At 59.5% G+C, this 22503-nt stretch carries 17 protein-coding genes and 2 pseudogenes; 1 reads left to right on the top strand and 18 read right to left on the bottom strand.

All coding sequences use genetic code 11. From position 1 onward, the window contains the following. Positions 1–23 precede the first annotated feature (23 nt). The 11 genes from ACFOFO_RS20205 to ACFOFO_RS20155 all read right to left on the bottom strand — a co-directional run bounded on the left by ACFOFO_RS20205 (position 24) and on the right by ACFOFO_RS20155 (position 14788). Entirely contained in the window at positions 24–944 is a 921-nt protein-coding gene (locus ACFOFO_RS20205; protein ID WP_390326780.1) for a proteasome-type protease, read from the bottom strand. 100 nt (positions 945–1044) lie between these two features. Continuing rightward, the gene (locus tag ACFOFO_RS20200; protein ID WP_390332599.1) at positions 1045–1887 is read right to left on the bottom strand and encodes a transglutaminase family protein; all 843 of its coding nucleotides are present in this window, start codon (positions 1885–1887) and stop codon (positions 1045–1047) included. Position 1888: 1 nt separating this feature from the next. Further along, positions 1889–2842, bottom strand: a complete 954-nt coding sequence (locus ACFOFO_RS20195) for an alpha-E domain-containing protein (RefSeq protein WP_390326779.1) — start codon at positions 2840–2842, stop codon at positions 1889–1891. Positions 2843–2849: 7 nt separating this feature from the next. Continuing rightward, positions 2850–4292, bottom strand: a complete 1443-nt coding sequence (locus tag ACFOFO_RS20190; protein ID WP_390332597.1) for a circularly permuted type 2 ATP-grasp protein — start codon at positions 4290–4292, stop codon at positions 2850–2852. Positions 4293–4396: 104 nt separating this feature from the next. Beyond that, on the bottom strand, positions 4397–6442 hold the full coding sequence (locus tag ACFOFO_RS20185; RefSeq protein WP_390332596.1) for a sodium:solute symporter family protein: 2046 nt from the start codon (positions 6440–6442) through the stop codon (positions 4397–4399). Next, positions 6435–6725, bottom strand: coding sequence for a DUF4212 domain-containing protein (locus ACFOFO_RS20180; protein WP_390326777.1), 291 nt, complete (start codon positions 6723–6725; stop codon positions 6435–6437). The genes ACFOFO_RS20185 and ACFOFO_RS20180 overlap by 8 nt, the downstream gene beginning before the upstream one ends. A 186-nt stretch (positions 6726–6911) precedes the next feature. Further along, on the bottom strand, positions 6912–8537 hold the full coding sequence (locus tag ACFOFO_RS20175; protein ID WP_390326775.1) for a sensor histidine kinase: 1626 nt from the start codon (positions 8535–8537) through the stop codon (positions 6912–6914). 17 nt (positions 8538–8554) lie between these two features. Beyond that, complete coding sequence (locus tag ACFOFO_RS20170; RefSeq protein ID WP_390326772.1) at positions 8555–9271, bottom strand: response regulator; 717 nt, start codon at positions 9269–9271, stop codon at positions 8555–8557. A gap of 175 nt (positions 9272–9446) precedes the next feature. Beyond that, the gene (locus ACFOFO_RS20165; RefSeq protein ID WP_390332594.1) at positions 9447–10451 is read right to left on the bottom strand and encodes an ABC transporter substrate-binding protein; all 1005 of its coding nucleotides are present in this window, start codon (positions 10449–10451) and stop codon (positions 9447–9449) included. A gap of 58 nt (positions 10452–10509) precedes the next feature. Further along, positions 10510–13386: an MFS transporter gene (locus ACFOFO_RS20160; protein ID WP_390332592.1), complete on the bottom strand. Its 2877-nt coding sequence runs from the start codon at positions 13384–13386 to the stop codon at positions 10510–10512. A gap of 244 nt (positions 13387–13630) precedes the next feature. Next, a complete protein-coding gene (locus ACFOFO_RS20155) occupies positions 13631–14788 on the bottom strand; it encodes a pyridoxal phosphate-dependent aminotransferase (RefSeq protein WP_390326766.1) in 1158 nt (385 codons plus the stop codon). 183 nt (positions 14789–14971) lie between these two features. Here ACFOFO_RS20155 and recA point away from each other — a divergent pair. Next, a pseudogene (gene recA, locus ACFOFO_RS20150) lies at positions 14972–15122 on the top strand (recombinase RecA); the annotation flags it as partial. 51 nt (positions 15123–15173) lie between these two features. Here recA and ACFOFO_RS20145 read toward each other — a convergent pair. The 7 genes and pseudogenes from ACFOFO_RS20145 to ACFOFO_RS20115 form a co-directional block, all read right to left on the bottom strand. Continuing rightward, positions 15174–16040, bottom strand: coding sequence for a fumarylacetoacetate hydrolase family protein (locus ACFOFO_RS20145; RefSeq protein WP_390332589.1), 867 nt, complete (start codon positions 16038–16040; stop codon positions 15174–15176). Positions 16041–16262: 222 nt separating this feature from the next. Next, positions 16263–17495 carry a serine hydrolase domain-containing protein gene (locus ACFOFO_RS20140; RefSeq protein ID WP_390326765.1) on the bottom strand — a complete coding sequence of 411 codons (1233 nt, stop codon included), beginning with the start codon at positions 17493–17495 and terminating at the stop codon, positions 16263–16265. Between the two features lie 62 nt (positions 17496–17557). Further along, on the bottom strand, positions 17558–18754 hold the full coding sequence (locus ACFOFO_RS20135) for a serine hydrolase domain-containing protein (RefSeq protein WP_390332667.1): 1197 nt from the start codon (positions 18752–18754) through the stop codon (positions 17558–17560). 243 nt (positions 18755–18997) lie between these two features. Beyond that, the gene (locus tag ACFOFO_RS20130; RefSeq protein WP_390326757.1) at positions 18998–19747 is read right to left on the bottom strand and encodes an aspartate/glutamate racemase family protein; all 750 of its coding nucleotides are present in this window, start codon (positions 19745–19747) and stop codon (positions 18998–19000) included. Positions 19748–19980: 233 nt separating this feature from the next. After that, a complete protein-coding gene (gene hydA / locus ACFOFO_RS20125; RefSeq protein ID WP_390326755.1) occupies positions 19981–21384 on the bottom strand; it encodes a dihydropyrimidinase in 1404 nt (467 codons plus the stop codon). A 13-nt stretch (positions 21385–21397) separates the two neighbouring features. Further along, positions 21398–22126: a maleate cis-trans isomerase family protein gene (locus ACFOFO_RS20120; protein WP_390332588.1), complete on the bottom strand. Its 729-nt coding sequence runs from the start codon at positions 22124–22126 to the stop codon at positions 21398–21400. A gap of 158 nt (positions 22127–22284) precedes the next feature. Beyond that, positions 22285–22503, bottom strand: a pseudogene (locus tag ACFOFO_RS20115) (MFS transporter); the annotation flags it as partial.

Raw genomic sequence — 22503 nt, 5'->3', positions numbered from 1 at the left:
TTGCTAATCCAGCGTGCCGTTTTTTATTGCGACTCCGGGTTGGCCGAATGGGGGTTATCCCGCCGCGCGGCGGTCTCAGGATTTTCGGCGGGGCGGTCTTGCGCCAGCGTCTGTAACTCCGGACGCTCGCCTGTCGCCAGATGCGGCGGTACCGGCAGGAACACCGGCATGCTGCGGTGCTTTAGCGACGACAGCACGTTGGTTGTAGTTTCCGGCGACGCGTTCCAGATCGGATTGTCGATGCTGTCGAACACGCGCCGCAACTGGTCGCCCCAGGTGTTGCGGATCATCTGGAAATATTGATTCTTGTCGTCGATTGTCACGAAGCGGTTCAGCGCCAGGCTATTGGTCTCGTACAGCAGCAGGTCGAGCGGCAGGCCGACCGAGATGTTGGAACGCAGCGTCGAGTCCATCGAAACTAGTGCGCACTTGGCGGCATCATCGAGCCGCGTGGCCGGCGTGACGATGCGGTCGATGATCGGCTTGCCGTATTTCGATTCGCCGATCTGGAAATAGGTGTTTTCATTATGCGATTCGATGAAGTTGCCGGCCGAGTACATCTTGAACAAGCGGCAGCGCTCGCCCTTGATCTGGCCGCCGAAAATCATGCTGACATTGAAGTCGATGCCGAAGTCACCGAGCGCCTTGGCGTCGCGGTCGTGCACGGTGCGGATCGCGTCGCCTAAAATTTGTGCCGCTTCGAACATCGAGCCGGCGCTCCAGATACTTCGGCCGTCATCCCTGGTCGGCTCGGCAATGATCTGACGGATCGATTGTGAAATGGAAAGATTGCCGGCAGTCAGCAACACCATCATGCGGTCGCCAGGATTCTCGAACACGCTCATCTTGCGAAATGAACTGACCTGATCGACGCCGGCATTGGTACGTGAGTCCGACAGAAAAACCATTCCCGCATCGAGGCACATGGCAACACAATAAGTCATGGTGGCAATCTTTGATTCAAATACGTCCAGAAGCAGAATTTTACAGGAAGCCTGATGAGTCGTTTTTGCGCAGACACTGACCTTGCATCGATTCTGCGACTCACTGCACCGACGGCGATGACGCGACGCTGACATGGACTTCCAGCTTCTCGTCGCCACCCCCACGGCGTACGCCGCGCACCGGCGCCGCCGAGTCATAGTCGCGGCCGAGCGCCAGCCGGCAATATGAATCATTCAAGAAGCACGCATGCGTGACGTCGATGCTGACCCAGCCGCAAAAATCATCGTCGTCGACCCAGGCATCGATCCACGCGTGGCTCTCCGCGTGGGCGCTGCTGCCGGGATCGATATAGCCGGACACATAGCGCGCCGCGATGTGGTGCGCGCGGCAGCAGGCCAGAAACAAATGGGCGTGGTCCTGGCAGACACCGCGCCCCAGCAGCAAAGCATCGTCGGCGCTGGTGGTGACGACGGTGGCGCCGCCCTGATACGCGACCGCGGCGCAGATCGCGTCGGCCAGCTTCAACAAGTCGTCGCTGCGCACGCTCTGCACGCCATCGAGCGTGGGCAAGCGCGTGCCGGGTAAATAATGTGCCGCAAAGTCCCGAATGTTCGCGGTCGGCGCAGTCAAGGGCGTCGGCGTCGTAAACAGCAACGGCGATAGCCCATTTTGATCCTGCAGGCGGCCACGCTCGGGGCTGCTAACGTCGACCACGCCTTCGACTTCGATCCGCACCTCGTCATGCGGCCCGGTGATGGTCAGCATATGACCGAGGTTGCCGAACGCGTCGGTGAAAGCATGCAACTTGCCGGCGGTCGTGATTTGCCACGCCAGGCAGCGCTGCTGCGGCTCGCTGCGCGGCGACAAGCGCAGTTGCTGGATCGTATAGGCCAGCGGCGCGGTATAGCGGTACACCGTTTCATGACGGATGGTCAGTATCATGTCAGCTTGGTGCCAGCGGCACTAGGAAGTTGCGGCTGACCCGTTGGCCGAGCTCGTCAATGTGGTGGAAGAACTGCGTCAGATAGTCGTGCAAGCCGTCATGCAGGATTTCCTCGATGCGGCCGAATTTCAGCTGTGCATGCAGTTTGCCGGCCAGCCGCTCGGTGTCGCTCGACTCCTGGTTGCTTACCTCCTTCAGCGTCGCCACCACTTCGTCCATGCAGGCCAGCAGCGAGCGCGGCATGTCGGCGCGCAGGATCAGCAGCTCCGCCACGCGTTGCGGCGTGATCACGTCGCGGTAGACTTTGCGATAGATTTCAAACGCCGACACCGAGCGCAGGATTGCCGCCCAATAGTAAAAGTCGCGCTGCGCATCCCCCTCCTGCGGCCCGCTGGCGTGGGCGCCGTGGAACTTGACGTCCAGAATCCGCGCAGTGTTGTCGGCGCGTTCCAGAAACGTGCCGAGCCGCATGAAATACACCGCCTCGTCGCGCAGCATGGTGCCGAGCGTGACCCCGCGCGACAGGTGCGAGCGGTACTTGACCCATTCAAAAAAATGACTGGGATCGCGCTCCAGCAGGTCGCTGTCCAGCCGTTTCTGCATGTCGAGCCAGGTCAGGTTCTGGGTTTCCCACACTTCCGTGGTCAAGGTGCCGCGCACCGCCCGGGCATTTTCGCGCGCGCCGGTCAGGCACGAGGCGATCGAGGAGGGGTTGTCGGGGTCGCGCACCATGAAGTCGAGCACGGCGGCGGCGCTTAGGTGGGGGTATTTATCATCGAAGGCCGGTTGCAATTCGGAGATCCCCAGCATCGCGCGCCAGCCCTGTTCGGCCGCGGTCGGCGATTGCGGCAGCAACGAGGTTTGTACCGTGACGTCGAGCATGCGGGCGGTATTTTCGGCGCGCTCGGTGTAGCGGGCCATCCAGAACAGATGATCGGCGGTGCGGCTCAGCATGGTGGCCTCAATTTTCCAGTATCCAGGTGTCCTTGGTGCCGCCGCCCTGAGACGAATTGACGACCAGCGAGCCCTCGGTCAGCGCCACGCGCGTCAGGCCGCCCGGCACCATGGCCACGGTCTTGCCGGACAGTACGAACGGGCGCAAATCGATATGACGCGGCGCGATGCCGGACGCGACATAGGTCGGGCAGGCCGACAAGGCCAGCGTCGGCTGCGCGATATAGCCGGACGGATTGGCCAGCAGCCGCTGGCGGAAATCTTCGATCTCCTGCCGGCTCGACGCCGGTCCGACCAGCATGCCATAGCCGCCGGCGCCATGCACCTCCTTGACCACCAGTTCGGCCATATGGGCCAGCGTGTAGGCCAGGTCGTCCGGCTTGCGGCACTGCCAGGTCGGCACGTTGTTCAGGATCGGGGTTTCGCTCAAATAGAACTTGATCATGTCCGGCACGAACGGATAAATCGATTTGTCGTCGGCCACACCGGTGCCGATCGCATTGGCCAGCGTGACGCGGCCGGCACGGTACACCGACAGCAGGCCCGGCACGCCGAGCGACGAATCGGGGCGGAACGCCAGCGGATCGAGAAAGTCGTCGTCGACGCGGCGGTAAATGACATCGATGCGCTTCGGCCCGCGCGTGGTGCGCATGTACACGGCGTTGTCGTTGACAAACAAATCCTTGCCCTCGACCAGCTCGACGCCCATCTGCTGCGCCAGAAACGCATGTTCGAAATAGGCCGAGTTGTACATGCCGGGCGTCATCACGACGACCGTCGGATCGCTCGCCCCGAGCGGTGCCACCGAGCGCAGATTGTCCAGCAACAGGTCGGGATAATGTTCGACCGGCGCGATCTTGTGGCGCGCGAATACTTCCGGAAACAGCCGCATCATCATCTTGCGGTCTTCCAGCATGTAGGACACGCCGGACGGCACCCGCAGATTGTCTTCCAGCACATAGAATTCGCCGCGGCTGCTGCCATGATCGGCGCGCACGATGTCGATACCGGCGATATGGGCGTAAATGTCGGACCCGACCTTGATGCCCTGCATTTCGGGCCGGTATTGCGAATTGGTAAAAATCTGTTCGGCGGGAATCACGCCGCCCTTGACGATTTTCTGCGCGTGATAGATGTCGTGGATGAACATGTTCAGCGCCTTGACGCGCTGCACCAGGCCGGCTTCCAGCCGCTTCCATTCTGCGGCCGGGATGATGCGGGGGATGATGTCGAACGGGATCAGGCGCTCGGTGCCGGCGTCGTCACCGTAGACCGCGAAGGTGATGCCGACGCGCCGGAAGATCAGGTCGGCTTCGGCCCTTTTGCGGGCAATGGTATCGGCGCTCTGCGCCGCCAGCCAGTCATCGAAGTCGCGGTAGTGGGGACGCACCGAGCGCTGAGCCGCCGCGGCTGGGTCATCGATAAACATTTCGTCGAAACAATTTGCCATGGCATCGTTTCCTCGGTGTTCAGCGCGTCGGCTTGGTCGGCGAATATACTGGCGCCTATCTATCTATTTCAACCAAATAAATATTGCAGAATTAATGCATACTCCTACGGCGATCGAATATGATCGATCAACGCAGCGGTGCGCTGATCCGGCGCCGGCGTCAGCAGGCTGACCACGCCGACAGCGAACAAACCGGCCGGCACGCCAAACACACCGGCCGAGATCGGCGCGATGTGAAACCACTGCGCCGCGCCGGAACCGCCCAGGGTCGGATGCGTATGCAACATGTAATACACGCACGTCACAAAACCGGTCAGCATGCCGGCGATCGCGCCTTGCTGGTTCGCACGTTTCCAGAATACACCTAAAACCAGTACCGGAAACAAGGCCGATGCCGCCAACGAAAACGCGGCGCCGACCATGGACAGAATATCGCCCGGTTTCAGCGATGCGGTGTAGGCCGCGATCAAGGCAACCACTAGTAACAGCAGTTTCGAGATGGTGACCCGCTTCTGGGTCGACGCTGCCGGATCGAGCACCTTGAAGTAGGTGTCATGCGACAGCGCGTTCGAGATCGTCAGCAGCAGGCCGTCGGCCGTCGATAGCGCCGCGGCCAGCCCGCCGGCCGCTACCAGCCCCGAGATCACGAACGGCAGGCCGGCTATCTCGGGCGCGGCCAGCACCAGGATGTCGCCGTCGATCGCGATCTCGGCCAGCTGCACGATGCCGTCGCGGTTGACATCGACGATCGACACCAGCGGGTTGAGCTTGTCGATGTTGGCCCAATACGACACCCAGGCCGGCAACTGCGTGTAGTTGGAGCCGACCAGCACGGTGTAAATATCGTATTTCAGCAGCACCGCCAGCGCCGGGATGCACAGGTACACCAGCAAGATGAAAAACAGCGACCAGAACACCGACATGCGCGCGGCCTGCACGCCCGGCGTGGTGTAGCTGCGCATCAGGATATGCGGCAAAGCGGCGGTGCCCATCATCAGGCAAAACACCAGCGCCAGAAAATTATTGCGTTTGATATCGGATTCGGCCGCATCCTTGCCGGGGAAGGGCGTCGCAAACGGCGTCGGCGGCATCGCGCGCGCCAGGTAGCTGGTTCGCGCATCGCTCCATTTGCGCTGCGCCTCTGCGACACTCTTCGGGTAAGCCGCCAATGCGCGGGTCGCGGACTTGATCTCGACCAGCGACGCGCTGCCCATCTTCAGGTCGCTGACGTGGCGCTGCGCGTCGAGCCGGCCGTCTTCCCATGATTGTGGCAAGGCTTTCAGTCGGGCGTCGTAGTCGTTGGCCAGCTTGCGGTAGACCGCGCGCACCTGTTGTTCTTTCGGATCGCGTTCCAGTGCCAGTTCGCGCGCGCTCAACTTTGACAACACCGTGCCGTAGGCCACTTGCGGGATCGGGTTCTCGCTATGCTTGGCCGACAGCCACAGCACCGGGATCAGATAGGCGATCAGGATAATGATGTATTGCGCGACCTGGGTCCAGGTGATCGCGCGCATGCCGCCCAGAAAAGAGCAGACCAGGATGCTGGCCAGACCGAGGAAAATGCCGACCGAAAAATCAACACCGGTGAAGCGCGAGGCGATCAGGCCGACCCCGTAGATCTGCGCTACCACATAGGTAAACGAGACGATCACGGTGGCGACCACCGCCAGCATTCGCACCAGATTGCCGTTGTGACGGCCGCTATAGCGTGCCGCCAGAAAGTCCGGAATCGTGTACTGGCCGAATTTGCGCAGGAACGGTGCGATCAGCAGCGCCACCAGGCAAAAGCCGCCGGTCCAGCCCATGATATAGCCCAGCCCGTCGAAGCCCTGCACGTACAGGCCGCCGGCCAGGCTGATGAAACTGGCGGCCGACATCCAGTCGGCCCCCGTCGCCATGCCGTTGAACAGCGCCGGCACACGGCGCCCGGCAACATAATATTCCGACACATCCGAGGTGCGGCTGAGCAGGCCGATGCTGGCATACAGCACGCTGGTCGCGAACATGAACAGATAGCCGATCCAGATGCGCGGCACACCTTCCTTTTCGAGGATCGACAATGCAAGCAGGAACAGGATGAAGCCGCCGGTGTACCACAGGTAGTAGCGCTTCAGCTCGCCGAAAAATACCCCGCTAGCCGTTTTACGCATCGGACTGCCCTTCATCAATGTGGCTTTGGCACTGCCGGTCCAGCCGCTGCATGCGCCACGCATAGAACGCCACGATCAGCACATAGACCAGGACCGCGCCTTGCGCCGCCATATAGAACGAGACCGGCCAGCCGAACAGCTGCAGGGTGGCCAGCTGACGCGCGAAAAATACGACGCAGAAGGTGATCGCAAACCAGATCAGCAGCAGCCACAGCGTCAGGCGGCGGGTGTGGCGCCAGTGCAGCGCCAGGTTGTGCGGGGTGGGATTCAAGGGTTCTGGCATGGCACTGGTGGCTTGGTGTGGTTCCAACGGGTTCGGCAGATTGTCGCGGGTTTGGCACTGATGTTCGGCGCCATCAGACCTCGAATAATCAGCGCTTGCATCACTCTAAAAAAGAAATTTAACGGGAGTATTGATAAATTGTCCATTGAAAATATGCGGAATAACTTGATATAGGTTGGAGTATTCTCATTCTTCATAGACTCCCGAGGCTGCCGTACCGGCACGCGGCGCGCGGCGGAAACTGACCCGGAACAGGCAGCCGGGGAATTTCTGTTCATGACTGCGCGGATTGGTAAAAATATCGACTAGCGCCGCGTGCTGTTGCGCGATTTCACGCACGATCGACAGTCCCAGCCCGCTGCCGCTGACGTTGCTGCCGAGGATGCGATAAAAGCGCTCGAACACATGGTGCCGCTCCGACGGCGGGATCCCGGGGCCGGTGTCTTCCACCTCCAGAATCGCATATTCACCGTCGCCATCGCTGCGCACCCGCACCGTGACGCTGCCCTGCGCCGGCGTGTAGCGCAAGGCATTGTCGATCAGGTTGCTCAGCAATTCGCGCAACATCACCGGATTACCGAACAGCTCGACCGGTTCCGGCGCTGCTTCAAAGCCAAGATCGATGCGGCGCGCGAACGAGGCCTGGACCCAGTCGTGCACGATGTCGCGCGCCAGCGCCGACAACTCCAGCGGCTCGAACGGTTTGCTGGCCGGGGTCTGATTTTCGGCGCGCGCCAGTGTCAGCAATTGGTTCACGAGATGGGTTGCCGATTCCGAACTCTTGGACAGCTGTTCCAGCGAACGGTGGATTTCGTCCTGGTCGGTCTGACGCAACGCCAGTTCGGTTTGCATGCGCATGCCGGCCAGCGGCGTCTTCATCTGGTGTGCGGCATCGGCGATGAAGCGCTTTTGCATCTCGATCGATTGCGACAGGCGTTCCAGCATGTCGTTCAGCGAGCGCACCAGCGGCGAGATTTCTTCCGGTACCTGGCCCGGTTCGATTGGGCTCAGGTCGTCAGGACGGCGGGCCCGGATCCGTTGTTGCAAATCAGCCAACGGCATCAAGCCGCGCGACAGCGCGAACCAGACCAGCGCCAGTGCAATCGGCAGGATGATGAATTGCGGCAGGATCACGCCCTTGATGATGTCGTTCGCCAGCTGAGCGCGCTTGTCGAGCGTCTCGCCGACCTGCACCAGCGCCAGGTGCTGCTCCTTGGACGCATCGCGTTCGGCGCGGCTCTTGCGCAGGTCGACATACGAATACGCGATCCGCACGTCCGCGCCGTGCATGCTGTCATTGCGGTACATCACCGCACCCATCGGCGCTTTTTCTTCGTCGCCGGTCGGTGCCGGCAGGTCGCGGTCGCCATCCACGTATTCGCCGTGCGGCCCGATCACCTGGAAATAGATCGTGTCGACATCGTCGGCCCGCAGCATGTCGCGCGCCGAGCCGGGCAACTGGGTCAGGATCTTGCCGTCGACTTCCCGCACCTGCTGGGTCAGCACGCTCAGGCTGTCTTCCAGCGCGCGGTCGAACGGCTGGTTGGCGATGGTTTTTGCGACCAGATAGGTGATCGCGATACTGAGCGGCCACAGCAGCAGCAGCGGCGCCAACATCCAGTCGAGAATCTCGCCGAACAGCGAATGCTGGATGTTTTCTTCGGTCTCGGTGGCCAGCGGCTGATAGGGTGCGGGAGCTTCCGGCGCCGCTGATGTCGCGCCGCCGGCTTCACCCGTATTAGTGGCCGAAGCGGTGGCCGCAGCAGTGACCGATACGGTGGTCGAAGCGTTAGCGTCGTTCTTCGCTGACATGCTGGTCGGTGCTGACGTCAGCCGGCCGATGGTGCCGGCGGCATGGTGGGACCGGGCGGTGGCGCTTCGAGGAATTTTTCCAGGCAATAGCCCAGTCCGCGCACGGTCACGATGCGTACGCCGCCGACCTCGATCTTCTTGCGCAGCCGATGCACATACACTTCAATCGCGTTATAGCTGACTTCCTCGCCCCATTCGCACAGATGATCGACCAGCTGTTCTTTCGACACCAGCCGGCCGCTGCGTTGCAGCAGCACTTCCAGCAGGCCGAGCTCGCGCGCCGACAAGTCCAGCATCTGTTCATTGATATAGGCGCTGCGCCCGACCTGGTCATAGACCAGCGGGCCATGCTTGATCAGCGCCGACCCGCCGCCGGCGCCGCGCCGGGTCAGCGCGCGCACCCGTGCCTCCAGCTCGGATAGCGCAAACGGCTTGGCCATGTAATCGTCGGCGCCCAGATCGAGGCCCTTGACGCGCTGCTCGACCGAATCGGCGGCGGTCAGGATCAGCACCGGCAACATCGAGTTGCGCGCCCGCAACCTGCGCAATACTTCCAGACCGGACATCTTCGGCAAGCCCAGGTCCAGGATCAGCAAGTCGAAATCCTGGACCGACAAGGCAGCATCGGCTTCCTCGCCATTCCTGACGCAATCGGTCGCATAACCGGACTGCCGCAGCGAGCGGGTCAGGCCGTCGGCCAATACGCTGTCATCTTCGGCGAGCAGAATACGCATGGTCTGAATGGAGTGGCAGGTTGAGGTGAGGCGGGATGTTTAGTGTAATGCAGTAAAACCGAAAATGCCGCTTAGTTGCTTGTTTGGCTATTCATTGGGGCGGTCGACGCACCAATGTCCTCGATTACATTGAGGACTTACGCAAAACGGGAAAAAGTAGGGTGCGCCGGCAGCCTTATTTCTTTATCGTTTCAGCCACCTGGAGGAATGAGAATGGTGGAAAACGATTCAGCTGCCTCGCTACGTCCATGTTTACCACATACGCAAAATTTGTCGCGCGCACTATTGGGAGGTCTCCAGGCTTCGCGCCGTCCCTCAGGATCTTCAGCGCCTGATCCGCAGCAAGCCGACCGACAGAACCCAGTCGCGCGGCGATGGACAGGAGAGCGCGCTGCTCGCGCACCAGATCTTCATAGGGACTGACGACGGCAATGCCGTTTTCAATCGCAGAAGCAGTAAACACTTTTCCATTGACGTGCAGGAACGAGCTTGAGCCGAGATAGAGCCACTTGACGCCCTTGTCCTTGAGTTCGCGCATGCGAACCGGGATTAGCGCTGGATCCGGTGAGTTTGAATTCCCTGGGGCTACTTCGAGGGCCACCAGTTCTACGCCCATCTTGGGAGCGGCCTTGCTCAGCGCCTGCATGGTCAAGACAGAGTTCTTCTCATTGGAATTGTAGAGCAGGCCGAGCTTCTTGAAATCCGGATCGTATTTCCGGATGATGTCAATGTTCAAGGCCTCAGGCACGCGGTTGAACGTTCCGGCCACGTTGGGCCTGCCGCTGCGCTCAAAGCTCTGCGCTATGCGCGAATCGAAGGGATTGGCTACCACCGTGAAGACGACCGGTATGTCATGCAGGAAGCGCGGGTCGTCGCGATCATCGATCGTGCCAATGATCCCAAGCGTGCCGGTGGTCCCGTGGACCACCACCAGGTCGGCCTTCATGTCACGCGCCATCCGGACAGCCTCTGGCAGCCGCGATTTGTCCAGCTTCAGATCGAGGATCGTAATTTCGGCATCGAGACCACTGTCCGCGATGCCGGCCTTGAAACCGCGGCACGTCTCTTCGCAACCCTCATAGAACACGCCGAGGATGCGCTTCTTTTCCCCCGCCTGCACTGCGGCGCAAAGAGCGCAAGCGAGTATCCAGAGAATGACTTTGCCAGAGAATGTCTTCATTTTCACTCTATCCCCTTTGGTTTGGCGATGACATCCCTGGACTCATGGCCAACGACGATCACGTCAACGGTGCCTGCCTTGCCAGGCTCGAAAATGCAAACAGGGCGGCTCCTGCAATGGACCAGACGGCGATTACGCCAGTGGCAACGCCATAACCGGCTTGCCCGGCCAGCGCCGCGATGGCAAGCAGCCCCAGTATGCTGCCGAGCCGTTCCATTGTCCTGAGTGTCCCAAGCACCACACTTTCCCCCAAATGACTGAGGTCGGTTTCGGCGATCGACATGGCAACCGAGACCTGCGCCCCACGCACTAGTCCATGACCGATCCCGGCTCCCAGAACTGCGAAGATCATTCCGATCGCGCCGGGCGAGAAGGCGACGGCCAGCAGCGACATACCGGCGATTAGACCTCCAGCCAGCGCAATCATGGACGCCGGCACCCCGCGCTCGGCGGCCCGCCCGCCAATTGGGCCGATAAATATAATTGCAATAAAAAAGATCATCAGGGTACGGCCGATATCCGCCGACGAGGCGCCGAGAGAGCTGAGAGTCAGGGCCACAAGATAGCAAATGAAAGCCTGCAACAAGACATTGGACGGAATCGCGATGCCAAACACCAGAATGGCAAACTGCCTGTCCCGCAGCACCGAAAGGAGCGGCACGTTTGCCGTTTTCGGCAAAGCTGCGGGATCACTCTTCTCTGCAGGTTTGACGAACCACAGCGCCAGCAGGGCCGAAATGGTAACCAGCGAGGCGCTGAAGAGAAATACGTTCGAGGGGCCTAGCCTGTTGGCAAGGACGCCGCCGAGAGCCGTTCCGCAGAAAATGCCGCCAAAGAGGACTGCGGAGAACATGCCGAGAGAACGGTCGCGCTCTTCTTTCAGCGTCGTGTCGATCACATAGTCTTGGCAGGCCAGCGTCACCAACGCATATCCCGCGCCGATGATGGTGCGCGCAGCGACGATCTCTGGAACGGAGGTGGCGACGTACAGAAGAAGATGCGCTGCAAAAACCGGAATGGCTGCGGCAACCAGCAACATCCGCCTCCCCAACCACTGCACCAAAGGCCGGGCAAAAGGTGAAATGCAGACGATTGCCGTCAGATAGCCTGCCAACGGAAGACTGATGAGCACGCTCTCATCCATCCATTTCCAGGGGTTGTCTGCCGCTCGTGTATAGAGAGGCAGAAAGGAAAGCGGAAGCTCGTCGGCTGCGGCGAAGAGGAACAGTGCCAGGCGCAAGTCGGTGAAATAGGAAAAGCGCAGGGTCGTGGGTCCTTTCTCCGAGAGCGAATAGCGCTGGCGCAAGCTTTCAAGACGAGCGCGCCTGCTGCCCGCGTTTGTGCCTGTGTTTGTGCCCGTGTTTGTTATCGCAGCCCAGGCTTCCGCGAATCGCGTATTGAGTGTCTCCGCCCGTTCGATCAGGTTGCGCGCAACACGGTCCGCCGCATTTCTCGTGGAAATGGTTGCCCGTTTCGAAAAGTCACCCGCGGCTTGCATCGCCGCGATCCGCTGCAGTCCGTCGAGAGGCGCGGTCAAAGTCCGGCTGGTCATCAGCACCATGATCTCGAACGCCACCAGGATCGCAGCAAGGACCACCACGCCCATGTCGAGGAACACGTCGAAGAATTTCTTGGCGATGAAAGCCGGATCGATATCAATAACGACATAGGCGATCTCCTTGCCATCCACCATGATGGGATGGCTGCGGACATCCTTGCGCTCGCGAGGCGGAGCGAGATAGGGATCGATTCGCTTGCCAGCCTCGAGCACCACTCGGCCAGTGGCGACAGCGATGTAAGCCACTTCGGGAAGTTGCTGCAACATGTCGCCAAAGTAGCTCTCCGCCCCCACCAGACTGTCGAGGGGCACGCCGGCGCCCACCGCGCGTTGCACATCCTCGCTCACCACCGTGCCAATCAGGTTGCTGCGGGCGGCAAGCTCGGGTTCGATGGAGCGGTTAACCGCGCGCAGTATTGTGTAGCCAAGGATTACCGCGGAAATGAAAATGAACAAGGCCGCGAGCAGCGCGAGCCGCGACGCAATTCGGCGCGCCAGGGAGCGTGGAGAACTCGAGGCAATCTGTGACTCGGGCAAAGGCGTCTCCTGGCTTGCGTCCGCATGGACGAGCGTTCCTGCGGTATCGGGGCCGGCGGACGAACAAGCACTGAGCGATTGGCATGCCTCATCATGTTGGCGCTTTGCCTCAATGAGGTTGCTCCTGAGTTGTTCGATTTCGGGCCCGAACAGGCCGCGCCAGAAGGTCAGGGCCGGTGCCACTTGGGTCAACATCGGGGTCATCAGCGTGCCGCCCGCGACGATCTCGCCCCGCGATAGCGACTCGAGAGGCAAAATGGCGCGATCGGGCGCGGACAGCAGGAGACGCAGCAGAAGAAATGCAATGAATGAGACGGCGGCCCAGATTAAGATGGCCGTCTTCACGATGCTGCCGATGATCGCGTTGGAGGCCGCCTCGAGGCGTTCTTTGGAATGGACCACGACGACTGCACCCTGCGGGTCGGCGTCCTGGCCCGCAACGTTGAAGCCGCTGAAGATTTCGTCCGATGTTTCCGTGCTCCAGCGGATGTCCCGCGACAGTTTCATCGCCTGCAGGACTTGTTGCGGCACAGGCTGACGCGTGTTTCTTGTGCTGAAGACGACGTCGCCCTCCGGGCTCAGTGCAACTACGCCTGTAATCTCGTGGTCCATCTTCATGGCGCGTGCCACGATTTCATTGCCGTTGCGGATCGTCGAGAGAGGGAGGCCCAGATCGGTGATGGCCTTGAACGAGGAAGCGGTTGTTTGCGCGATGACCGAGTTGCGCTGGCGCAGAAGATCCGAGAATACCGCGTTGTGCTGGAGCACGGAAAGAAATCCAAGTATTGCGAGCAGAAGCGCTATGACGGTTGAAAAGGTCAGCCAGGTACGCATCAGCATTGCGGTTCCCCATTCAACACGGTACTGATCATCTGATCATCGCGCCGACTTCACACATGCTTGGGTGGGTTTGCCCGTGATGGCCATCATTGTGCAGCACGAGTTCCTGGAGTTGTTGCGTATTTCGGCCCAACTTTGATATATCCCGCAAAACTGCGGAAAAACGTGTCCACCTGCGAAATAACACGGCGCCAAACTTAAAAAAACTGTTCGCTGATATGGAGTTGGCTCACTATACGTTGCATTACGTCAATGCTCGTCTAACCCGTTCGGCCACCCCACGCAACCGATGCACCGGCTCGTTGGCAAACACCAAGCGAACATATTTATCGCTATTGGCGCTACCCCAATTGACCATCGGTGTCGCCGCGATTTTGCCCAATTCGAGCAAGCGTTTTGATGCTGTCGCGCTATCCAGCCCCAGTTGTGACACATCCAGAAACAGCGACCAGCCGCCACGTGGTGGAATGGCCGTAAATTCGCGCAACTCTTCCAGCAAGACATCGCGGCGGAGTGGCCATTCCGAAACACAGGCTTGAATGCCGTCATCAGGATCATTGATGGCTGTGGCAACAGCACCCATCGCGATTCCTGTTTGGCAGCACACGTTTGAAATGCTGACTCTGCCGACGTCGGCAATAATGTCAGCGGGCCCAACCACCCAACCCACCCGCCACCCAATCATGCGGTATTCCTTTGTAGCTGCGCCAACCGTAATGACTTTGTCGCGCATCCCCGGGAAGGATGCAGGATGAATGACACTACGGCCATCATAGAGAATGCGTTCCATGGCTGAATCGTCGATCAGCCAGCAATTGGCGTGTTGGCAAAAGTCAACCAAGGCCTGCCATTCTTCACGGTTGAATACGGCACCGGATGGCATAGCGGGACTCATCAGTAATGCTGCCTTGACTGGTTTGGTGTCAATCTTTGCCAGCGCTGCGACATCCAGTCGCCAACCCTGAGCCGAAGGAGTCAACGGCACAAAGCGCGGCACGCCACCAGCAAGACGAACACGATTAATCAATCCGACATAAATCGGATCGGTCGTCAAGACTTCATCGCCTGGTTCCAGAGTAGCCAGCAGTACATTCAAGATCCCTGATAGTCCGCCTGCGCTGATAACACACTCCGTCTTCCAGTCGTATGCTTGACCCGACTGCCGCCCGACCAGATTGGCGGCAGCCTGGCGCATGACATCCAGACCGAAGAACGGAAGATAACTATTGGCATCATCTTCATCTACTGCGCGTTTAGTGAAGGCAAGTGCGCTTGGTGGCGGGCGCAAATCGGTGTCGAGATTTTCAAGTCGCAACACATCAGGGTCTTTCAGGCTGTCGGCCAGATCACCCATCTGTTCGACACCGATTTTGGTGATATGGATAAGTCGTGATACGGACATGGCTTTGCTCCGTAATTGAGTGTCATCTCATCGTACACAGCCGCTTGGCCGCCCACCTTGTTATAAATCGCGAAATGCCAATTTAATGGCGCAGTCGCAGAAAACACAGGGAAACAAAAAGCGTGCTTGCAATAAGTACTGATTTTTTATGCAGTACTCGCTGTGTGATAATTACGCCGCCGGCTGGCGCAAATCGAGAAACAGTTCGGCAAAGGTTCCGTGATGCGGATGGATTCCGGCGCGGTGGTGGACGAAGTGCAGGTAGTGTCGACCGCTTCGCTCGGTCTGGACATCGCGCTCGGGGGCGGCGGCCTGCCGCGCGGTAGAGCTACGCCGATCGTTGCTGGTTGTCATACGGGGCTCTATCAGGGCCGCCGCAGCATAATCAGTCATCGATCAGCGCTGCATCCCACGTGTGCACGTTCTGCTGCTGCTGACCCAAGCCTGTGATGCCGAGCCGCAGTTGATCGCCGGGATGCAGGTAAATCGGCGCCGGTTTTTGCGCCATGCCAACGCCGGGTGGTGTGCCGGTACTGATGAAGTCGCCCGGGTACAGCGTCATGAAGCAACTGATATAGGAGATCAGTTGCGCCACGCTAAAGATCATGGTACGCGTGTTGCCGCTTTGAAAGCGCCGGCCGTTGACCTCAAGCCACAAGTCGAGATTTTGCGGATCCGGTATTTCGTCCGCTGTCACTAGCCAGGGGCCTATCGGTCCAAAGGTATCGCAACCCTTACCCTTGTCCCACTGGCCGCCGCGCTCCAGCTGGTATTCACGTTCAGACAAGTCGTTGCTCACACAGTAGCCGGCGACATATTGCAGCGCTTCCGATTCGCTGACATAGCGTGCCGTGCTACCAATTACGACGCCCAACTCGACCTCCCAGTCAGCCTTGACCGAGTTTCGGGGCAGGACTATCGGATCGCTACATCCGATCACCGCGCTGCTCGCTTTCAGAAACAACACCGGCTCGCTAGGCGCAGGCACGCCTGCTTCCGCGGCGTGATCGGCATAGTTCAGGCCAACGCAAATGAATTTGCCGATGCCGGCATACGGCGGCGCAATCCGCCCTACCTCTGTCACCACCGGCAATGTTGTGGCATCGAGCCGCCGCAGCTGAGCCAGCTGGTCGGGCGCTAGCAGCGCGGCAGTGAGATCCGGCACCACCTGGGACAGATCGCGCACCCAGCCGTCGCCGTCAAGCATCCCGGGTTTTTCCTTGCCTTTAGGGCCATAACGCATCAATTTCATATTTTATTGCCTTTCCCGAATCGATAACTGGCGAGACCCGGCGAGACCCGATTTGCTGCGGAATACAAGACAGCATTGCAGCGTCGCCGGCATTGCCGAGCGATGGCGGTGAATGCCGGTGCTGTACGGATCAGAGCGCCCTGCTTACTGAAGGGCACTCTGATCCCTGGCTTGCCGCTCAAAGCTTGTTGCTGTTAATCGTCCGTACCCTGTCAAGTATCGTCAGAACTCGGGTGGGTCATTGAAAGCCGTCGCCGTGCCGGCAACACCCTTGCTTTGCTGGCTCAAGCGCAACTCCTTCGTCAGAGCTGCCTGACGCGCTGCGCTGGGCGCGACTTTTTTTCCTGCCTGCAGCGCAGGCAGGATGTAGTCGTTGACCATGCGCCGATACATTTGCAGGTAAGTTGCATCCCGCAGCCCGCCATCGGTCGGCAACAGGCTGGTCATGACCACGATTGCGTTTTCTTTCGGCAGCACGGTGATGAACTGGCCCTTGAATCCCATCGCACCGAACTCGGGCTGGCCCTCGACAATGTGGTTGATCCAGCAGTAGTAGCCATAGTCTTTGGCCAGGACTGGATTGGCGGGCGTGGTCATCTGCTTGATCCATGCTGCTGGCACGACTTGCTTACCCTGCCACTGTCCGTCATTGAGTAGCAGCGTCCCGAGCTTGGCCATATCGATCGGACGCAGTCTGAGTCCCCATCCGCCCGACACAAAGCCGGTCTGATCGATGCCATCCCAGCGGTAGTGCGACATCCCGAGCGGCTTGAACAGCTTTTCTTCCGCGAATTTCTGTTCGCGCTGCCGCGCAGCGGCGCTCACCATCGCGCCAACCAGCACTGGATTCACGTCGGTGTAATCGAATTCTTTGCCGGGTGGTAATTTGGCCTGGCTTTTGGCCGCGACCGACAGTCGGTTAGGAACGCCGTAGTACAGCGTGTCGGAGCCCTCGGTCTGCTTATAGAATAGTCCGCTCGACATCGACAGCAAATCGCGCACCTTCAGGTCTTGCTTGTCCGCCAGTGCGTCCTTGAGCTCCGGATGTGCGGCGACGATCCCGGGCACAACCTTGTCGTTCGGTCCGAGTTTGCCTTCGCCGTTCAGAATCCCTACCAGCAGCGAGGTAACGCTCTTGGTTACCGAATACAGCTCGTAGTTGTTATCGCGCACCAGCCCACCGCTATAGCGCTCGAAAATCAGTTTGCCATCCTTGATGACGAGCAGGCTGCGCACGTCCAGTTTGTCGTTGCGGATCCATTCGGACATGCGAATCAGCGGCTGCGAGTCGACGCCGACTGCTTCCGGCGAGCTCGATGGAAAGTCGGCAGTCACGCTGCTGGCCGCTAGCTTCGCGGCTGCTGTGCTGGCAGCCTCCAGAGTTTGGGCCTGGCCGATGCTTGCAATGCCGATCGCGGGAAGAACAACCAGACGAATCAATTTAGTAACGTTCATATCAATATGCTCCGTATTCAATGATCATGTTTTGGTACGAAAAATCGCCGACAGCGTGATGCTTAGTTTGACGCCGTACTGTTGCGTGGCGTATCGGTCGGGTCGGCTGCCACGCCCGGGTTTCCCTGGCTCTGCGCGCTCAGCTTGAGCTCGTGTTGCAAGGCTTGCTGGGCTGCCTCCGAAGGAGTTGTCTTATTGTCGGTGGCTGGAATGATGAAATCATTCACGATGTCGCGAAAGATCCGTACATTCTTGGCATTCCTGAGACCACCCTCGATCGGCAACATGCTGGTCATCACCACGACCGTGTTGCGCTTCGGCAGCACGCTGATGAATTGCCCCTTGAATCCCATCATGTCCAATTCCGGTTCGGTTTCGACGATGTGGTTGAGCCACAGGTAATAACCAAAATCGCGCGCCGCTTTCGGGGTGGCCATCTGCTTGATCCATGCTGCCGGCACGATCTGCTGGCCTTGCCATTTGCCGCCATCCATCACCAGCAGTCCGATCTTGGCCATGTCGACCGGACGCAAGCGCAGGCCCCAGCCGGCAGAAACCAGCCCGGTCTTGTCAGCGCGATCCCAGGCGTAATTTTTCATCGCCAGCGGTTTGAACAGTTTTTCTTCCGCATACTTCTCGACCGGCATGCCGGCCGCAGCGCTGACCATCGCGGCAGCGAAAATGGGATTGACGTCGGTGTATTCGAACTCCTTGCCGGGCGCAATTTTCGGGGAGGTATTGGCGGCCAGTTTCAGCCGATCCGGGGCGCCGTAGTATATCGGGTCATCCTTCGGCTTGAAGTCGTAGAACAGCCCGGACGACATCGCCAGCAGATGGCGCAATTCAATCGCCTTCTTGTCGGCCAGACTGTCTTTCAAGTCCGGGCGAAATTTCGCAATCGTCGTGCTGACCTTGTCGTCCAGGCTGAGGCGACCCTCGTTCATCAAGATGCCTGCAGACAGCGCAGTGACGCCCTTGGTGATCGAATACAACTCGTAATTGTGATCGCGGGTCAAGCCCTTGCTATAGCGCTCGAAGATCAGTTTGCCATCCTTGATCACCAGCAGGCTGCGGACATCCAGGTTTTCCTTGCGTATCCATTCCGACAAGCGGACCAGCTGCCGTGAGTCGACCCCGACCTGTTCGGGCCAGGCACGTGGCAGCTCGCTCGCGCTTGCCGCCAGCGCGGAGACCGGTTCGGCGGTGTTGGCAGCCAGTACCGGTCCGGCGCAGGCAGTGGCCAATAACAGCGAGGTCATGTAGCGGGAAATCGGCGCGTGCTCTTTTCGGCTTTTACCGCGCAACGCTTTGAAGCAACCACTCAAAGTTTGTGTGTCTTGCATTGCTGTCTCCTGATTTTTTAGGGCGTCTTGGCGCTATTGCATGGTTTGACTCAGCCTGGTTTTTCTATGGTGTCCTCCTGTGTTAATTTCTATCCTGCCTCGATGGCAGGAACACCACGAGGCAGTAAGTCATGGCGATCTTTTTTTGGGGAGGGAGGATCAAGTGTTGCTGCCGCGATTAAGCAGCCGCGCAAGTTCCGGGGTCAGACCACGGTTGGGTTTAACAGGAGGCTGCGCGAAACTGCCACGGATCGCGTGACCAGGTTGCAGCGCGACCAGTGTCTCAGCGTGGCGGACGGCGCTGGACACGCCATCGACGGACGGCACCGGCAGGCGGCCGCGCAGACTGCGCGCCAAGCCAGCCAGTGGCGCGCCAGCCAGCACAATGACGTCGGCGCCATCCTCATCGACGCAGCGTTCAGCAAGTTGTACCAGGCGTTCGCCTTGATTGCCCTGCACATGGCCTATGTCCAGTGGTTCGTCAAGGCCGCGGATGCTAGCCAGCCGACCGTCAAGTCCGTAGGCTTGAACCGTTTCGAGATACCAAGAACGGATGCGCTGCGATATCGCGACGATCGAAAAGCGCTGCCCGAGCAGGCAGGCACTGGCCAGCGCCGCTTCAGTAAGCCCGATCACCGGGATCTGCAGCGCCTCGCGCAGACCGGTCAGACCAGGGTCACCAAAGGCGGCGACGATGACAGCATCGTAGCGTTCGTGGTGCTCGGCGGCCAGTTGTGCGGTAGCAAAGGCGCCGATCAACGCCTCGAAACGTGTCTCGATGTAAGCCACGCCAAATGGTGCTGTAAGCACCTCGATTTCAGTGCCCGGCGCGGCCGTACGCAGCGCTTCGGCACGAATCAGGTCGGAGACGCTGTCCGAAATATTGGGGTTAATCAGTAGCAGGCGCATTATCTTGTCCTCAATTTGGAAGTATTCATATCAATAGGTTCCATATTCAATAGTCATGGTTTTGGCACGTAACATTGCCAACAGGTTGTGCTTAGTTTGGCAATACACCGCGGCGCGGCGCATCAGTCTGATTGGCTGCCACGCCCAGTTTTCCTTGGCTCTTCGCACGCAGATTGAGTTCGTTTTGCAAAGCTTTTTTGACTTTTTCAGCCGGAATCAGCTTGTACTTACGCTTAGATGGAAGGAGTGCCGCAAGGCAGGAATTGCCCGCTGCCCGCTGTGCCCACGAAGGACTGGTCTTTACTGACCACCTTGCCGCGCGACAGCGTCAGCACCGGCCAGCCCTGCACCGTGGTGCCTTCATACGGCGTGTAATCGACCTCGTGGTGCAGCAGCGCATTGTTGATCACCACCTTGCACTTGGTGTCCCACAGCACGATATCGGCATCGGCGCCGATCATGATCGATCCCTTGCGCGGATACAGGCCGTACATCTTGGCTGGGTTGGTCGATGTCAACGCGACGAACTGGTGCACGTCGAGGCGCCCCGCCATCACGCCGCCCGAAAACAACAAGGGCAGGCGGGTTTCCAGGCCGGGTATGCCGTTCGGAATGTATTGGAACGGCTGCTCCTTGCCGCCCAGTTTCTTACCCTGCGCATCGTCGTAACGGAACGGCGCATGATCGGATGAAAAGATGCTGAATACGCCATTGGTCAGGCCATCCCAGACCGCCTTCTGATTTTCGTGGTCGCGCGGTGGCGGGCTGCAGACGCACTTGGCGCCGTGATAGCCTTCGCCGCCGAGATCGTGCTCGGTCAGGAACAGATATTGCGGACAGGTTTCCGCATAGATGCGCAGCCCGCGGCCGTGCGCCCAGCGGATCTGTTCGATCGCTTCGCGTCCCGACACATGCACGATCAGGATCGGCACATCGACCAGTTCGGAAAAGGTGATGGCGCGATGCGTCGCCTCCCGCTCCACCGCCATCGGCCGTGACAGCGCGTGATACTTGGGCGCGGTCTGGCCGGCCTGGCTCAGCCGATCGGTCAGCCACCCGATGCAGTCGGAATTCTCCGCGTGGATCATCACCAGCGCCTTATGCTCGCGCGCCACCGACAGCACTTCCAGAATCTCGCGATCGTTCAGCTTCAGGTCGTCGTACGTCATGTAGATCTTGAACGAGGTATAGCCCTGCCGGATCAGGTTCGGCAGTTCCTCTTGCAGAACCTGCGGCGTCGGGTCGGCCACGATCAGATGGAACGCATAGTCGATCACGGCTTTGCCTGCGGCGCGCGCATGGTAATCCTCGACCGCCGCATTCAGCGAGCCGCCCTTGGCTTGCGCCGCGAACGGAATCACGGTAGTGGTGCCGCCGCAGGCAGCGGAACGCGTGCCGCTAAAGAAATCGTCGGCCATGCGCATCCCGTCCGGCATCGGTTGGTCCAGGTGGCAGTGGGCATCGACGCCACCCGGCAAGACCAATAAACCACTTGCATCAATTTCTTCAGCGCCGGCCGGGAGTTGCTTGCCGAGCGCTTCGATCTTGCCGTCACGAATGCCGATATCGCATTGAAATCGATCAGACGCCGTCGCCACATCGGCATTCCGAATTACCAGGTCGAACGCTGTGCTCATGATGCGGCTTCCTTTATGCGACTTCTTGGAACAAACGGCCCCAGCCGGTCAGCTTGGTCGTGTCGTAACCGGCCATGCGCAGCGATTTCCACACCACGGTAGCAATCGTGTCGTAGATCGGCACGCCGATTTCAGCTTCCAGCTCCGGCACCAGATGCGCCGCCTTCAGATTGGTGCAGAAAGTCGAAATCGCTTTCGGCGCCTTGCGCGCAACTTCCCGCACCATGCCGCGAATCTGGTCTTCCGTGACTTCCGAAAAGGAAAAATTCACATGCAGGTTCAGGTGGCGTTCAGCGACGCAGTTGAAGCCGGAGCGGTCATAGTTGGCGACGATTTTTTCCATCACGTTGTCCAGGTAAGGCGTGACCAGGCCGAAATCCTTGGCATTGGTTTTTTCCAGGATTTCATTCAGCGCCAGCACCGAGGTAGTGGCCGGAATCCCGGTCGCTTCGGTAATGCGCTGGCACAGGCGCTCGTCGGCTTCGAAGCCGAGCCAGCCGGACGAGGTACCGTTCCAGCCGATCACGTCGACCTTGGCGTCGGCCAGCAGCTTGGCCGCCTCGATGATCTTGCTGTCGTCGAACTGGCCGAGCGCCTGGTCGCGCAGCGAAATCTCGGTCACGGTAAAGCGCGCGAAGTGGGCGGAGACGCCGGGCAGGCCGCTGATCATCGCGCTGGTGATCGGTTCCAGCGCGGTGTTGGAAGACGGGGTCAGCATGCCTAGAAGAGTGCGTTTAGTCATTTTATTTGTTCCGGAAAAATAATTTATTTTGGGCACATCTATTAATTCAATTCCATGAAATTCAGCATCAATAGAACCAATGACTTAGCTTCATGAGGTCAGCAAAAAAACCAATTAATAGAAGTGCCCTTTTACTTCATTCACCATCCGACACGAAATCAGATTGGGATTTTTTTCTCGTAGTTGATGCTGGTCGAGCAGATGAACAGGCCGACACCGGCTGCCGCGAAGAACATCAGCGCCAGGAAGTAAGAACCGGTGACCTGCACGATGGTGCCGACGATGATCGGTACGCAAATGCCGCCGATATTGCCGCCCAGGTTCATCAGGCCGCCGAGGAAGCCGATCTTGTCGCGGGTGCCGAGAATCGACGGGAT

The organism is Pseudundibacterium arcticum (assembly GCF_042646465.1).
Taxonomy (GTDB): domain Bacteria; phylum Pseudomonadota; class Gammaproteobacteria; order Burkholderiales; family Burkholderiaceae_D; genus Undibacterium_A; species Undibacterium_A arcticum.
The sequence above is the reverse complement of the archived record's forward strand: the minus strand, read 5'-3'. Positions and strand labels throughout refer to the sequence as shown.

Coding starts and splice junctions, on each gene's coding strand:
- ACFOFO_RS20205 (WP_390326780.1), bottom strand. CDS start 944: ATGACTTATTGTGTTGCCATGTGCCTCGATGCGGGAATGGTTTTTCTG.
- ACFOFO_RS20200 (WP_390332599.1), bottom strand. CDS start 1,887: ATGATACTGACCATCCGTCATGAAACGGTGTACCGCTATACCGCGCCG.
- ACFOFO_RS20195 (WP_390326779.1), bottom strand. CDS start 2,842: ATGCTGAGCCGCACCGCCGATCATCTGTTCTGGATGGCCCGCTACACC.
- ACFOFO_RS20190 (WP_390332597.1), bottom strand. CDS start 4,292: ATGGCAAATTGTTTCGACGAAATGTTTATCGATGACCCAGCCGCGGCG.
- ACFOFO_RS20185 (WP_390332596.1), bottom strand. CDS start 6,442: ATGCGTAAAACGGCTAGCGGGGTATTTTTCGGCGAGCTGAAGCGCTAC.
- ACFOFO_RS20180 (WP_390326777.1), bottom strand. CDS start 6,725: ATGCCAGAACCCTTGAATCCCACCCCGCACAACCTGGCGCTGCACTGG.
- ACFOFO_RS20175 (WP_390326775.1), bottom strand. CDS start 8,537: ATGTCAGCGAAGAACGACGCTAACGCTTCGACCACCGTATCGGTCACT.
- ACFOFO_RS20170 (WP_390326772.1), bottom strand. CDS start 9,271: ATGCGTATTCTGCTCGCCGAAGATGACAGCGTATTGGCCGACGGCCTG.
- ACFOFO_RS20165 (WP_390332594.1), bottom strand. CDS start 10,451: ATGAAGACATTCTCTGGCAAAGTCATTCTCTGGATACTCGCTTGCGCT.
- ACFOFO_RS20160 (WP_390332592.1), bottom strand. CDS start 13,386: ATGCTGATGCGTACCTGGCTGACCTTTTCAACCGTCATAGCGCTTCTG.
- ACFOFO_RS20155 (WP_390326766.1), bottom strand. CDS start 14,788: ATGTCCGTATCACGACTTATCCATATCACCAAAATCGGTGTCGAACAG.
- ACFOFO_RS20145 (WP_390332589.1), bottom strand. CDS start 16,040: ATGAAATTGATGCGTTATGGCCCTAAAGGCAAGGAAAAACCCGGGATG.
- ACFOFO_RS20140 (WP_390326765.1), bottom strand. CDS start 17,495: ATGAACGTTACTAAATTGATTCGTCTGGTTGTTCTTCCCGCGATCGGC.
- ACFOFO_RS20135 (WP_390332667.1), bottom strand. CDS start 18,754: ATGACCTCGCTGTTATTGGCCACTGCCTGCGCCGGACCGGTACTGGCT.
- ACFOFO_RS20130 (WP_390326757.1), bottom strand. CDS start 19,747: ATGCGCCTGCTACTGATTAACCCCAATATTTCGGACAGCGTCTCCGAC.
- hydA (WP_390326755.1), bottom strand. CDS start 21,384: ATGAGCACAGCGTTCGACCTGGTAATTCGGAATGCCGATGTGGCGACG.
- ACFOFO_RS20120 (WP_390332588.1), bottom strand. CDS start 22,126: ATGACTAAACGCACTCTTCTAGGCATGCTGACCCCGTCTTCCAACACC.